Below are 14,024 nucleotides of genomic sequence, written 5' to 3' on the forward strand. Positions count from 1 at the left end.
CTAACTTCACGGGTATGAAGCTACAGCCGGGAGATCGCTTTCGTAAAGATAATCACCGAGTGTGTCCACAGTGCGGGTGTCTTTCACCGCCGCCTGCGACGCTATCCGGCCTGCCGGCAACGGGCGCGATCTACCCCCCGAATTCCTTATCGTGAATACGCTGACCGGATTGACGGCATTCGACCGATCGTACGAAGCGGTTCGCGATCGGCCAGGCGATGACTCTGGCGTCAGGTAATCACGGCCGCGAGGACTTTGTCAGGTCCGGCTTCCGGGGTGAGGAATTCAAACGGGTTCCCGGCCATTGCTCGCTCTGGGCGCTCGATGGGCCCTATCTTGGGTCCATGGCGAATCAGATCGACTGTTCCCCCGAAGTGCTCGACTACGTTCGGGAAGTGTCCCTGCGGGACGACGAGATCCTGCGCGAGCTGCGGCACGAGACCGCTGCCCTGCCGATGGGCGAGGCCATGCAGGTGATGGCCGAGGAGGGGCAGTTCCTGGCCCTGCTGGTGGGTCTCGTGGGAGCGCGCAGCGTCGTCGAGGTGGGGACGTTCACCGGGTACAGCACCTTGTGCATGGCGCGTGCCCTCCCCGCTGACGGCAGCCTGGTGACCTGCGACATCAGTGCGAAGTGGCCGGACATCGCGCGTCCGTACTGGGAGCGGGCGGGAGTCGCGGACCGCATCCAGGTGCGGATCGGCGAGGCCGCGGCGACACTGGACGCACTGCTGACCGAACGCGGCCCCGGCGGTGTCGATCTCGTGTTCATCGACGCCGACAAGGCCGGCTACCGCGAGTACTACGAGTCGGCGCTGTCGTTGCTGCGCGAGGGCGGGCTGATCGTGCTCGACAACACCCTCTACTTCGGACGCGTCGTGGACCCGGAATTCCAGGATGCCGACACGGCCGCCCTACGGGAGCTGAACAGCCACATTCGAGACGACGACCGGGTCGACATGTCGCTGCTCGCCAGCGCGGACGGGATCACGCTGGCGCGCAAGAGGACAGGCTGAGCCGCGGCGCTTCGTCAGTGCCGCGTACCGGACGCCACGGCGTGGTCGGCGGCCAGATCAGGGGCGCTGAGTCGCATCGTGGTGGGCGCGTCTCGCGGCCCGGGGACCAGGTGGAGCCGCTGCACGGTGTTCCCCGCGGTGTCCAGCGTGTCGACGCAGGAGCAGGACTGCTCCTCGTAGCCGGCGAACCGGTAGGCGATCTCCATCATGCGGTTGCGGTCGGTGCGCCGGAAGTCGGCGACCAGATGCACCCCGGCGCGCGCCGCCTGGTCGGTGAGCCAGTTGAGGATCACCGTCCCGGCGCCGAAGGACACCACTCGGCACGATGTGGCCAGTAACTTCAGGTGCCAGACCGTGGGATGGGTGCGCAGCAACAGGACGCCGACGGCGCCGTGCGGGCCGAAGCGGTCGCACAGGGTGGTCACCAGCACCTCGTGGTGGGCATCGCCGAGATACCCGCGCAGTGTTTCGTCCGAGTAGTGCACGCCGGTCGCGTTCATCTGGCTGGTACGCAGCGTGAGTTCCTCCACCCTGCTCAGTTCCTCGGTCCCTGCCCGGCCGATCTCCATCGTCAGTTCCAGCGAACGGAGGAAGTCCTCGTCCGGCCCGGTGAACGCCTGCTGCTCGGCCTCACGCCGGAAGCCCGCCTGGTACATCTGCCTGCGCCTGCGCGAATCCGTGGTCACCGTCGCGGGACTGAACTCAGGGCGTCCCGGCAGCCCGAGCACGTCGTCGGCGCGGTAACAACGCACGTCGGGCAGGTGGTAGAGCACCTCGGCCCGTTCCGCGGGCTGGTCGTCGACGAAGGCCATCGTGTTCTGTTTGAATCTCAGCTGCTCCGCGATCTCGCGCACGGCGTCGGACTTGCGGCCCCAGCCGATCTTGGGCAGGACGAAGTACTCGGCGATACCGAGCTGCTCCAGGCGTGCCAGCGCGAGGTCCTGGTCGTTCTTGCTGGAGACCGACTGCAGGATGCCGCGCGAATCCAGCGTGGTGACGACCTCGCGTATCGCGTCGCTGAGCCGGACCTCGTGATCCTCCAGCAGGGTTCCCCGCCACAGCGTGTTGTCGAGATCCCAGACCAGGCATTTCACCAGGCTTGGCTGGTCGGGCATGGTTCCTCCTCGGATGGCTCAGCTCGCGGCGTTCGCGACAGCATGCTCGGCGAGCAGCAACTGGCAGATCTCGTTGCTTCCTTCGATGATCTCCATGAGTTTCGCGTCCCGGTACGCGCGCGCGACGACATGGCCGTCCTGCGCACCGGCGGAGGCGAGGACCTGGACCGCGCTCGCCGCGCCGCGGGCCGCGTTGCGCGCGCTGACGTGCTTGGCGAGGACCGTCTCGATGACCAGGTCGGGTGAACCCCTGTCCCAGCAACGGCTCGCACGTTCACAGGCCAGCGCGGCGGTTCGCTCGTCGACGAGGAGTTCCGCGAGGTGACGGCCGACGAGTTGGTGCCGTGCCAGCGGAATGCCCGACTGCGTGCGGTGGGCGGCGTGGGTGGCCGTGGCGGCCAGGCAGGCGCGCAGGATTCCGACACAACCCCAGGCGACCGAGAACCGCCCGTAGGCCAGTGCGGTGGTGAGCAACAGTGGCAGTGACTGGCCGACGCCACCGAGCACGCTGGACACCGGGAGCCGGACGCGCTCGAAGGTGACGTCCGCGTGTCCCGCCGCGCGGCAACCGAGTGGGTCGGCGACCTTGCTCACCTGGACGCCCGGCGCCGAGGCGGGGACCACGACGGCAGCGGCACCTCCGTCGAAACGGCCGATGACGACCAGCAGGTCGGCGTAGCAGGCGGCGGTCATCCACACCTTGTGCCCGTCGACGACGACGGTGTCGTCGCCCTCCCGGCGGATCTCGGTGCGCATACCGGAGAGGTCGCTTCCGGCGTCCGGCTCGCTGAAACCGACGGCGGCAAGGCGCCCGGAGGTGAGTTCGGCGAGCAGGCTCTCCCGCTGGTGCCGGTCGCCGAGGCGTTGCACGGTCCACGCGGCCATGCCCTGTGAGGTCATCACACTGCGCAGCGAGCTGCACCGGCTGCCGACATGGGCGGTGAACTCGCCGTTCTCCGCGCTGGTGAACCCGAGGCCACCGAAGGCGGCCGGTACCTGCGCGCACAGCAGCCCGGCGGCACCGAGTTCGCGCGGCACCCCGACCGGAATCCGGCCGGCGAGGTCCCACACCTCGGCGTGATCCGCGACCAACGAGTCCACCAGCGCACGCTCGCCACCGAGGCGGTCAGGCACCGGAGTGCACCGTCGAGTCGTCCCGCAGCCGCAGCACCAGGGCGGTCATCTTCGCGACGGTGCGGAAGTTGTCCAGCTTCAGATCCGGCCCGGTGATGGAAAGCTGGTAGGTCTGTTCCAGGTGGACGATCAGCTCCATCGCGAACATGGAGGACACCAGGCCGGAGGCGAACAGCTCCTGGTCCGGCGTGAGGTCGGTCTTGGTGCGCGCCTCCAGCAGCTCCAGCAGTGCGGCCTCGATGGCCGCGGCGTCCTGCTCGTCGTTGGTCGTGGTCACGGCTGTGTCCTCCCGTAGTCGTAGAAACCCCGGCCGGTCTTGCGGCCGAGATCGCCCTCGCGAACCTTCGCCAGCAGTGCGTCGCAGGGGCGGCAACCCTCGTCGCCGGTGCGCTCGTACAGTGCCTGGAGGGAGTCCGCGAGGTTGTCCAGGCCGATGAGGTCGGCGGTGCGCAGGGGACCGGTGGGGTGCCCCAGGCAGCCCTCCAGCAGCGCGTCGACGGCGTCGGCGGTCGCTGTTCCGTGACCGACCAGCCGAGCCGCATCGTTGATCATCGGGTGCAGCAGGCGGCTGGTGACGAAGCCGGGGGAGTCACCGACCACGACCGGACTGCGGTCGAGCGCCGAGAGCAGCGTCGTGATCGCGGTCATCGTCCCGTCGCCGGTGCGCGGCCCCCGGACCACCTCCACCATCCGGATCAGATAGGCCGGATTCATGAAATGGGTACCGGCGAGTTCGGCCGGCCTCGCCACCCAGTCGGCCATTTCGTCGACCGGTATTCCCGAGGTGTTGGAGATCAGCGGTGTTCCCGGGCGTACGAGACCGGAGTACTCGGCGAGGACCTTCGCCTTCACCGTTGGCAGTTCGGTGACCGCCTCGATGACCGCACTCGCCCCGGCGGCGTCCTCGGGCAAGGAGGTGGTCACCAGTTCGCCCGGGGGGAGTCCGGAGGGCCGCGCACCCATCAACGCGGCGTGCCGGAGCATGCCGTCGATGGTGGTTCTGGCCTGGTCGAGCACCGTGTCGTCGAGATCGACGAGCACCACAGGGACCCCGTGAGCCAGCGTCACTGTCGCGATGTTGGTGCCCATCACCCCGGCTCCCACGATGGCAACGCGGGGGGCTGTCTCCGTCGTCATCACACCTCCGCAGTTGTCGTCGCGTCGCCGCGGCACGGATTCGAAAGCGGGAATGCCCGGCGGTACGAACGGAGTCGATCCCGCGAGCAAAGCCGGAAAAGAGCTCGGCGAACACGAGGCTATTGACGCGTGAGTTCACTGGTCAAGCCCCTACAACCGGTACCGGACACGATGGCCCCTAGTCGGACTTTGTCAACTCGGCGCGACGTTCCGGACGTCGTCGATGCCGCTATTAGGCGGCTGTTAGAGCGGTTCGGCACGCTGGCGGGGTTGCCTGCTGCCGAGGCCGGAACCCGGGGGGTACGAGGCGTGGAAAGCGTGGCGGTTCGCGAGCGGCTCACCAGGTTCACCGCGGAGATCTTCGCTTCGCTGGCGCGTGCGGACCAGCGGGCGAAAGCCGAACTGTACGTGCGCGGCCTGCTACTGGAGGGTGGGCGCAAGTCGATGCTGCCGATGGCTCGGTGTCTCGGCGTGGACCACCAGGTGCTCCAGCATTTCGTCACGTCGTCAACGTGGAAGCTGTCACCGGTCAGGGCGAGACTGGCGCGACGAGCCGTCCAGCTTCTCCAGCCACTCGCATGGGCGGTGGGTGACGTCGCGCTGCCGAAGGACGGCGCCGAGTCTCCCTGCGTGGCACGGCAGTACACCGACCACCTGAAGCGGGTGACGAACTGTCAGGTGGGCGTGGGCGTGCACCTGGTCGGGGACACCGCGGCGGCGGCGAACTGGCGGCTTTTCGTGCCCTCGGAATGGGACGCCACCGGAGATAGCTCGCCCGGCGACATCATCTGGCGGCGCCGCCGCTGTCGTGTTCCCTCGACCGAGAGACACCGTCCGAAGTGGATACTCGCGGTGGAGATGCTGGACGAACTGGTCGGTTGGGGGCTGCGCCCACCGGTCGTGGTGGCGGGCGCTGGCTACGGCGAGCACACCGGGTTCCGGGCGGCGCTGGACCGGCGCGGTCTGCCCTACCTGGTGCGTGCTGGTGGCGAGGTGGTGTCGGGCGCGGTCATCCGCCCGCAGGAAATCCGGCGCCGAATGGAACTCGGTGGGCGCGAGCTGATCGAGCGGTTCGGGCTCGGTCACTTCGAGGGACGGTCCTGGATCGGCTGGAACCGGCACGTGACGCTGGCGTCCGCCGCGCAGTTGTTCGCCACGTCCGAACGCCTGCGTGAGACCGAGGGACGTGACCGGGAGACCGCCTGATCAGGACCCGGTCCACACCGGCGGTCGCTTCTCGACGAAGGCCAGCGGGCCTTCGCGGGCGTCCTGACTGTGCATCCGCCTGTCCTCCCAGACGTAGTTCGCGGTGAACGCCCGCTCCAGGGGCATCGTGACCGAGGCGGTGGCCGCCTCCTTGACGGCGCGCACGGACAGCGGGGCACAGCGCAGGATGTCGTCGATCCAGCCACCGACGCAGTCGTCCAGCTCGGCGGCGGCCACCACGTCGTTGACCAGGCCCAGCTGCAGGGCACGATGCGAGGACAGGCGCCGCCCTGTCATCAGATGCCCCAGCGCCGTCCGGAACGGCAGTTGCCGGGCCAACCGGAACACCCCGCCCGCGCCGGGGATCAGTCCCAGGCGTGCCTCGGGCAGCGCGAACGTGGCGTTCTCCGCGGCCACGATGATGTCGCAGGCCAGCGCCAGTTCGAACCCGCCGCCGAGCGCGTAGCCGTTGACCCTGGCGATGACCGGCTTCGACAGGTCGAACCGTTCGGTGAGCCGAGGCCAGCCGGGTTTCCCGCGACTGCCGAAGCTCGAAGGGCACTCCCCGCCGTCCACCCTGGCGACGAGTTCCTTCAGGTCCTGGCCCACCGAGAAGGCGCTGTCGCCCGCCCCGGTGAGTACCCCGGCCCAGATCGACTCGTCGCTTTCGAAGTCGTCCCAGATCTCGGCCAGCTCGGTGTGCATCCGCAGATCCATCGCGTTGAGCACGTCCGGCCGGTCGAGCGTGACGTAGGCGACGCGCCCCTCCTTGCGGTAGCGCACCCGGGGCGGGTCCGTTGACCTTTCGGTCGGCAGCGCGGTCATACCGGTTCCTCTCGCGCCCACGAACGGCGCACCTTGTCCACGACGTCCTCACCGTAGAGCCGCAGTGCCTGCTCGGCGGCGAACTCCGCGAGGTACTCGCGGAAGGCGTTCGAGGGTTCCTCGGCGAGGTTGAGCATCCTCCTGTTGACCCCGACGGCGGGATTGTCGAGTCGTTGCCGGGCCTGCTCGACGGCCGTGTCCATCTCTCTCGGATCCACCACGTCGTCGCAGAGCAGCCGGGCATCCGGTTCGCTGGCCCAGATCGTGCGCCCTGACAGGATCACCTGCCGCGCGAGCCGGGGCCCGACCGACCGCGTGAGCCGGAAGTTGGCCGCCCCCGGAACAATCCCTTCCTGCGCCGCCGGAAGGCTGAAATAGGCGTCGGCGGCGGCGATGACGTGGTCGAAGACCAGCACCAACTGCGCGCCGCCACCGATGGCGAACGACTCCACAGCGGCGATCCAGGGCTTGTCGCGGGTGCGCCGGGGCCACGCGCCGGGATCGTCGTCGATCAGAAGACCGCGCACCAGCTTCGCGATGTAGCCCAGTTCCCTGCGCAGCAGGAAGTCCACGAAGGAAATCTGTCCCGCGTGAAGCTTCTTGAGGTTGATGCCCGCGCTGAACACCCTCCTGCCCGCATAACGAGGATGTGTCATCTCCGCTCCGCGCAGCACACCGACGCCGACCTCGTCGTCGAGCAGAGCGAGGTCGACGGCCGTCTCCATCGCGTCGATGAGCCCGTTGTCCTCTGCGTTCAGAGCGGAGGTGTTGCACACGGTCAGATAGGCCGCGCCGGAACGGCGTTCGAGCCGGAGCGAACCGAGATCGACCTGACCGGTCGCGCGGAACTCCGGTAAGAGGCTCAACGACCGTGGCGTCGGGAGCAGCATCGTGTCCAGCAGATGGGTGCCCGCGGCCGGGCGCCGGAGCAGCGCGCGGAAGAACAGCCCCTGGTCGATTTCCCGGCCTTCCTTCTCCCCCTGTGGGCGGCTCAGCTCCTCGGCGATCTGCTCCTCGGTCGGTACCAGGCCCGGAAACTCCGTCGCGGCGGCTGCGGCGAGCTCCCGGATCCGGAGCCGGTCGGACAGGCCGCCGGTGAGCCGGTGGTAGACCCCGTCGGCGTGGTCGTGCAGGAACCGGGCGCGCAGGCGGCGGGCCGTGTGCTGGACGCCGTCGGCGACGGCCTGTTCGGCGGGCGATCGCGCGGGTTTCGGTGGCAGCGCCGCGAGGGTCGCCTCGCAGTCCCGCACGTGGGCGGCCAGGGTCGCCGCGTCGCGGTCGAGGACCTGGTCCGATCCGGTCGGAGCTCCGTCGATGACAGTCATCGAGTACCGCCGGCGAACGCGGTGAGCGAGTTCGAACCCGGTTGCTCGTGTTGCCGGGTGTATCGCAGTGCGCGATCACAGGCCGCGAGGTGCACGCCGAGCGCGTCGTCGAAGGTGGTGGTCGGCGCGTCGAGCAGCAGGCGCCGTCGGACCGCGAACTCCAGGCCCTCGGTGCCGGCGAACTCGCGGGTTTTCCGGGTCAGTGCCCCGTCGGTGTCGGTGATGATCTCGTCGAACAGGCCCAGCTCGGCCGACTCTTCGGCGGTCAGCTCGGGGGAGTGCAGCAGCAGCTTGCGCGTACGGCTGACGCCGGTCTGGGTGGCCAGCCGGTGCAGCGCCATGCCGGGCCAGAACTGCCCCGAGTCGGTCGGCAGTCTCAGCGTGGTGTCCGTCGACGCGATCCGGTAGTCGGTGGCCAGCACCAGGTCCAGACTCGGTCCCGCGCACCGGCCGGTCAGCACAGCGACGGTGACGGCGCTGAGCCGTTCCATGCGGCGCAGGGCGCGTTCCCACCGGTTCACCAGCCGGATACCCCCGTCGCCACCGGGCCACGAACCGCCGTCGACGTCCGCTGCGCCGGCCTCGCCATCCAACCGGACGATGCCGATGGTGCCGCCGCTCGCGTCTTCCACCCGATCGCAGAACTCGTTGACCGCGCGCACCAGCTCGGGGGTCAGCGGCCCGTGGGCCGCGGGGTCGAGCACGACCGTGTCGGCGGCCTCGTCACTCGAGGACATAGGAGTCACCAATCTGTGCTAGCCGGGAACAACCGGGAACCGGGGCCCGTCGCCGGGCCGCCACTGGATCAGGGCCGTCTCGATGGTCGAGCCGGGACCCATGGTCATGAGCACTCCGTAGTCGCCGGGCCGGACAGTGCCCTCATCGACCAGGGCGCTGTAGGAGAACAGGAACGAACCGCTGGACAGGTTCCCGTAGTCGCGCAGCACGTTGGTGGTATGGCGGAGATCTCTCCTGGTCAGGTTGAGATTGACCATCACGGAGTCGACGACCTTCTTGCCACCCGAGTGCACGATCCAGTGCGAGATGTCGTCGCGTCGCAGGCCGGTGCCCGCCAGCAGGTCGCCGATGATGGTCTCGGCGTGGGCGCCCACCACGTAGGGCACGTCCTGGTCGAGGTAGAAGCTGAACTTGCCCTCGTGGTCGTCCCAGTCGTACCGCATGGCGTCGATCGCTTCCGGCACGATGCGACTGGCGAACTTGAGCAGCGCCGGGCCCTCACGCTCGTCCTCACCCGCCATCACCGCCACGGCCGAGGAGCCGTCCCCGAACAGGCTGTTGACCACCGAGGTCCGCATGGTCCCGTCGAAGACGTAGGCCGCCGAGCAGGCTTCGATGCACAGCATCACGGCGAGTTTCCCCGGATGTGCCCTGGCCCAGCCGGAGACCGCGCTCAGCCCGTTGAGCCCGGCGTTGCAGCCCATGCCGACCACGTCGAGGCGGGCGCACTCGGGCCGCAGGCCGAGCTCTCGGATGACCAGTGCGCTGAATCCCGGGGTCAGAAAGCCCGTGGACGACACACAGCACAGGTAGCCCACGTCGTCGATGTCGGCTTCGGCCTGCTTGAGGCACGACTGCAGCGACCGGGCGCCCATCTCGATGCCGTGGGTGCGGTGCTTCTGGAGCAGTTCACCCTGAGTCTCCATGCGCCGCGTCCCGTCCGGCAGGGCGGGCGGGAGGTTGAGGAAGCGACGCTCGATGGCGCTGTTGAGGAACACCGACCGCACGCGCGGGTCGGTGATGCCGAAGATGTCGAGGAGTTCCCGCTGGGAATAGGAGAAGGCGGGCACGGCCGTGCCGACGCCGATGATGCGCGCCTCTTCCGTGGCGGGCCCGTCGGCCGAGGAGAAAGCGGGCGGAAGCGGATTTGGCTGTCTCATCAGAACTCCGCGAGAACTGTCGGGGAAGCCGGTTGTTCCGGGCAGAATATGTCCGTCCTGGGGTGGCTCACTCGCCAGGATAATAGGTGCACCCGAGTTGGAATGGCAAGTGAATTCTCAAGCTTGTCAAGTCGGTGGCACTTTGTCAGGTTCGGTTGGCGATGTGCGGTGCCATGGCGTCTGAGCTGGTAAGATCCCGGAAGGGGTTGCGCTAGGGGTGGGTATTCCGTTTTCTAGGGGAGGCCTGAGGGGCGGCCTTGCTGGGGCATACCGCAGAGCTACTCGGGGTTGAACCCAGGTCTGACGGCTGACTAGTATGCCTCATTATCAGGGCATAACTGGGTCGCCGATAATGGTCGCGAAAATCTCGGCACTGTCGCCGTGTTCAATTGCTGTCTGCTGAATTTCCCGTGTGGTGGCCCGCAGGCGTTGAAGTGATTCCAGGAGGCGAATCCATGGCGCGATCCGAGCTGATCCGGCCGTTGTCCGAGCTGCTGCGTGCGCACGCCGGACGGCGCGGGGACAAGGTCGCCTACTCGGACGCCCGGCGTTCGGTCACCTACGCCGACCTGGAGCGGCGGACCGCCCGGCTGGCCGGGCATCTGGTGCACTCCGGCCTCTCCCGAGGCGGACGTGTGGTGATCTGGTTCAACAACAGCGTCGAGGTGGTCGAGGGCTACCTCACCGCGGTACGCGCGGGTGGTGTCGGAGTTCCGGTCCACCCCCGTGCCTCGGACGACGAAGTCGCTCATCTCCTGCGGGACAGCGGCGCCGAGGTGGTGCTCACTGACGTCGCCCACCTGGAGCAGCTCCGGCGGGTCTCGGGCGCGTCCGGACTCGTGGTCGTGGCTGCCGGACTCCCGGAATCGGGAACGGATGCCGCGTCCTTCGAGGACCTGGCCACCACGGAGCCCGCGACCCCGGCCCGCGACGACACCGGGCTCGACGACGTGGCGTGGATGCTCTACACGTCGGGCACCACCGGGCAGCCCAAGGGTGTGCTGTCCACCCAGGGCAGCTGCCTGTGGTCGGTAGCCGCCTGCTATGTACCCCTGCTCGGACTGTCACCCGCCGACCGGGTGCTGTGGCCCCTGCCGATGTCCCACTCACTGGCCCATGTCCTCGGCATTCACGGAGTCATCGCCGCGGGCGCGAGCGCGCGGATCACGGATGGCTTCGCCGGGGACGACATCGTCCGGCTGATGCAGGAAGAGCCCTACACCTTCCTTGTCGGCGTGCCGACGATGTACCACGAACTGCTCCGCCATGCCCGCACCGACGGGCTGGAGGCCGACTCCCTCCGGGTGTGCATGGTCACCGGCGCTGTGACATCCGCGTCGCTGAGTGAATCCTTCGAGGACACCTTCGGCGTCCGGCTGGTCGACAGCTACGGCAGCACCGAGACCTGCGGCGCGATCACCATGAGCCGTCCGGGTGGGGCGCTGGTCGCCGGCTCCTGCGGCTCGCCCGTGCCCGGCCTGAAGGTTCGGATCGTGCACCCCGGTAGCGGCGAGGAGGCCGAGCCCGGCGCCGAGGGCGAGGTCTGGGTACGCGGGCCGAACGTGATGGCCGGATATCACAACCAGCCGGACGCCACCGCCGCCGCGCTCCGGGACGGCTGGTACCGCACCGGGGACCTGGCCCGCCAGGACGAGCTGGGCTACCTGACCATCACCGGGCGGATCAAGGAACTGATCATCCGCGGTGGGGAGAACATCCATCCCGCCGAGATCGAGGACGTCGTGCGCACCGTCGCCGGTGTCGTGGATGTGGCCGCCGCGGGACGGCCGGACGACGAGCTGGGCGAGGTTCCGGTCGTCTACGTGGTTCCCGAGCAAGCCGGTGTCGTCGACGCGGAGGCGATCGTCGCGGCGTGCCGCAGCCGACTGTCCTACTTCAAGGTCCCCACAGCCGTGTACGAGGTCGACACGATCCCGCGCACGGCGTCCGGCAAGGTGACCCGCCGCGGACTGCTCGAGACACCAGCCAGGGACCACGCCGCCGCTCCGAGCGTCCACGACGGGCTGTTCCGGCTCGACTGGGCTCCGGTCGCGGCCGGGGCGACCCGCGTTCCCTCGGCGGGGGAGTGGGCCCTGCTGGGCCCGGACGAGCTCGGCTTCGCGGCAGCGGGATGCGAAGTCGAGAGTTACGCCGACCTCACCGAACTCCGGGACGCGGTCGGTTCGGGTACGCCGTCGCCCCAGACCGTGGTGACGATCGCGCCATCCTCCGCTGACGAAGCCCGGGACCTGGTCGACTCGTGGCTGGCGGAGGAACGGTTCGCCGCGGCACGACTCGTACTGGTCACCAGGGGCGCGGTCGGCGCGGGTGCCGGTGAACCGATGATCGAGCCGGCGAACGCGCCGGCGTGGGGTGTGGTCAGGGCAGCCGGTGAGCCGGACCGGCTGGGCCTGGTGGACCTGGTTGAGTCCACTTTTCCTGAGTTGGTCGCCGTGGTGCGCTCGGGAAACCCGCAGGTCGCCGTGCGCGGTGGCGTCCTGCGTGCGCCGACACTCGCACCGGTTCGGGTGTCGTCCGAGCCGGTCGTGACCGACGGTACGGCGGTGGTCGTCGGAGACGAGTCCGGAACCGTGGCCGCTCACCTGGCCACCCGAGGATTCGCGGCCGTTGTCACGGCCGACACGTCCGGGATCGCCAACGTGCTCGCACAGATTCCGGACGAGCACCCGCTCCGCACCGTGGTGTACGCCGCGGGCGGTGATCCGGAGGACCGGATGGCCGGTGCGCGCCTGCTGCACGAGGTGACCGGAGACGCGGCGCTGTCGTCCTTCGTCCTGCTGTGCTCCGCGGGTTCCGTGCTCGGTACCGCACCCACGGCCGACGCGGCTGCCGACACCTACCTGATGGCGCTGGCCGAGCACCGCCGCTCGCGGGGCCTGCCTGCCGTCGCACTCGGCCTGCGCGGTGACGAATCGCCGCGAGACACGCTGGACCTGCTCGACATCGCGCTCATCAACGACGACGCCCTGCTGGTGGCGGTGGACCCGGACGACGCTGTGCGGGCGTTCGATCGCCCGGGCGCCGTCGCCGAGCCAGAGCGCACCGGAACGCTGCGGGACCGGCTCGCCAGTCTGTCCTCGCAGGAGCAGGAGCGCCTGTTGCTCACGCTCGTGCGCACGGAAACCGCCGGGGTCCTCGGCTACGGTGACCCGGCTCGGGTGCCCACCCGGCGCGCGTTCAAGGAACTCGGCTTCACCTCGAAGTCGGCCGTCGAGCTGCGAACCCGGCTCGCCGCGGCCACCGGGCAAACCCTGCCCGCCACGGTGGCCTTCGACCGGCCGACACCGGTGGAACTGGCAGGGTACCTCCGCGCGGAGCTGTTGGGGCTCCGGGAGGCGCCCGGCCGGAGAATCCCCGAGCCCGCTGCCGCTGCCGCCGATGACCCGATCGCCATCGTGGGTATGGCCTGCCGCCTTCCGGGTGGAGTCAACTCCCCGGCTGAACTGTGGGACCTGGTCGCCGAGGGCACCGACGCGGTCGCGGGTTTCCCGTCCGATCGGGGTTGGGATCTGGGGAGTTTGTTCGATTCGGATCCGGATCGGCCTGGGACGTCGTATGTGCGGGAGGGTGGGTTTCTGGAGGATGCCGCGGGGTTCGACGCGGATTTCTTCGGTGTTTCGCCGCGTGAGGCGTTGGCGATGGATCCGCAGCAGCGGTTGTTGCTGGAGGTGTCGTGGGAGGCGCTGGAGCACGCGGGGGTCGATCCCCAGTCGTTGCGGGGCAGCCCCACCGGCGTCTTCGCCGGGAAGATGTTCCACGACTACGCGGGTAACCCCGTCCAGGCGCCGGAGGGACTCGAAGGCTACCTGGGCATCGGTAACGCGGGCAGTGTGCTGTCTGGCCGGGTGTCCTACACCCTGGGGCTGGAGGGGCCCGCGGTGACGGTGGACACGGCGTGTTCCTCGTCGCTGGTGGCACTGCATCTGGCCGTGCAGTCGCTGCGCTCGGGCGAATGCTCCCTGGCGCTCGCCGGCGGTGTGGCGGTGATGGCGACGCCATCGGTCTTCGTCGAGTTCAGTAAGCAGCGCGGTCTGGCTCCGGACGGGCGGTGCAAGCCGTTCGCGGAATCCGCCGACGGCACCGGCTGGGGCGAGGGGGTGACCCTGCTCGTCGTGGAGCGACTGTCCGATGCGGAGCGTCACGGTCACCGAGTGCTCGCCGTGGTCCGTGGTTCGGCGGTGAACCAGGACGGCGCCAGCAACGGTCTGACCGCCCCGAACGGGCCCGCACAGGCCAGGGTCATCCGGAGCGCGCTGGCGAGTGCGGCCCTGACTCCCTCTGATGTGGATGTGGTGGAGGCGCACGGTACTGGTACTCGGTTGGGTGATCCGATTGAGGCTGGGGCGTTGG

11 protein-coding genes are annotated in these 14,024 nt (G+C 69.0%); 3 read left to right on the plus strand and 8 right to left on the minus strand.

The features are described from left to right. Positions 1–344: 344 nt before the first annotated feature. A complete protein-coding gene (locus FFT09_RS19440; RefSeq protein ID WP_138383547.1) occupies positions 345–1,013 on the plus strand; it encodes an O-methyltransferase in 669 nt (222 codons plus the stop codon). Positions 1,014–1,027: 14 nt separating this feature from the next. On the opposite strand, the gene FFT09_RS19445 is transcribed toward FFT09_RS19440, so the two are convergent. The 4 genes from FFT09_RS19445 to FFT09_RS19460 are packed head-to-tail and all read right to left on the minus strand — an operon-like array spanning position 1,028 to position 4,399. Beyond that, complete coding sequence (locus FFT09_RS19445) at positions 1,028–2,128, minus strand: HAD-IIIC family phosphatase (protein WP_138383548.1); 1,101 nt, start codon at positions 2,126–2,128, stop codon at positions 1,028–1,030. Between the two features lie 18 nt (positions 2,129–2,146). Next, complete coding sequence (locus FFT09_RS19450) at positions 2,147–3,262, minus strand: acyl-CoA dehydrogenase family protein (protein WP_138383549.1); 1,116 nt, start codon at positions 3,260–3,262, stop codon at positions 2,147–2,149. Next, positions 3,255–3,539 carry an acyl carrier protein gene (locus FFT09_RS19455; protein WP_024877496.1) on the minus strand — a complete coding sequence of 95 codons (285 nt, stop codon included), beginning with the start codon at positions 3,537–3,539 and terminating at the stop codon, positions 3,255–3,257. Before FFT09_RS19455 ends, FFT09_RS19450 begins: the two co-directional genes overlap by 8 nt. Beyond that, positions 3,536–4,399 (minus strand): 3-hydroxyacyl-CoA dehydrogenase family protein, encoded by an 864-nt coding sequence (locus FFT09_RS19460; RefSeq protein ID WP_138383550.1) that lies wholly within the window; start codon positions 4,397–4,399, stop codon positions 3,536–3,538. Before FFT09_RS19460 ends, FFT09_RS19455 begins: the two co-directional genes overlap by 4 nt. Before the next feature lie 309 nt (positions 4,400–4,708). Here FFT09_RS19460 and FFT09_RS19465 point away from each other — a divergent pair, with 309 nt between their 5' ends. Continuing rightward, complete coding sequence (locus FFT09_RS19465) at positions 4,709–5,605, plus strand: IS701 family transposase (RefSeq protein WP_138383551.1); 897 nt, start codon at positions 4,709–4,711, stop codon at positions 5,603–5,605. Here FFT09_RS19465 and dpgD read toward each other — a convergent pair whose 3' ends face one another. From dpgD to dpgA, 4 genes are read right to left on the minus strand one after another with little or no spacing between them, the layout of a single operon-like run. Beyond that, the gene (gene dpgD, locus FFT09_RS19470; protein ID WP_208544458.1) at positions 5,606–6,430 is read right to left on the minus strand and encodes an enoyl-CoA-hydratase DpgD; all 825 of its coding nucleotides are present in this window, start codon (positions 6,428–6,430) and stop codon (positions 5,606–5,608) included. It lies immediately after the preceding gene. Further along, entirely contained in the window at positions 6,427–7,755 is a 1,329-nt protein-coding gene (gene dpgC / locus FFT09_RS19475) for a (3,5-dihydroxyphenyl)acetyl-CoA 1,2-dioxygenase DpgC (RefSeq protein WP_138383552.1), read from the minus strand. The genes dpgD and dpgC overlap by 4 nt, the downstream gene beginning before the upstream one ends. Beyond that, positions 7,752–8,492 (minus strand): enoyl-CoA-hydratase DpgB, encoded by a 741-nt coding sequence (gene dpgB, locus FFT09_RS19480; protein ID WP_138383553.1) that lies wholly within the window; start codon positions 8,490–8,492, stop codon positions 7,752–7,754. The genes dpgC and dpgB overlap by 4 nt, the downstream gene beginning before the upstream one ends. Positions 8,493–8,510: 18 nt before the next feature. Further along, positions 8,511–9,653: a 3,5-dihydroxyphenylacetyl-CoA synthase DpgA gene (gene dpgA, locus FFT09_RS19485; RefSeq protein ID WP_244231420.1), complete on the minus strand. Its 1,143-nt coding sequence runs from the start codon at positions 9,651–9,653 to the stop codon at positions 8,511–8,513. Between the two features lie 455 nt (positions 9,654–10,108). Here dpgA and FFT09_RS23165 point away from each other — a divergent pair. Further along, a partial coding sequence (locus FFT09_RS23165; protein WP_208544459.1) for a beta-ketoacyl synthase N-terminal-like domain-containing protein occupies positions 10,109–14,024 on the plus strand: 3,916 nt, incomplete at its 3' end.

The organism is Saccharomonospora piscinae, assembly GCF_005862235.1.
Classification (GTDB): Bacteria; Actinomycetota; Actinomycetes; order Mycobacteriales; family Pseudonocardiaceae; genus Saccharomonospora; species Saccharomonospora piscinae.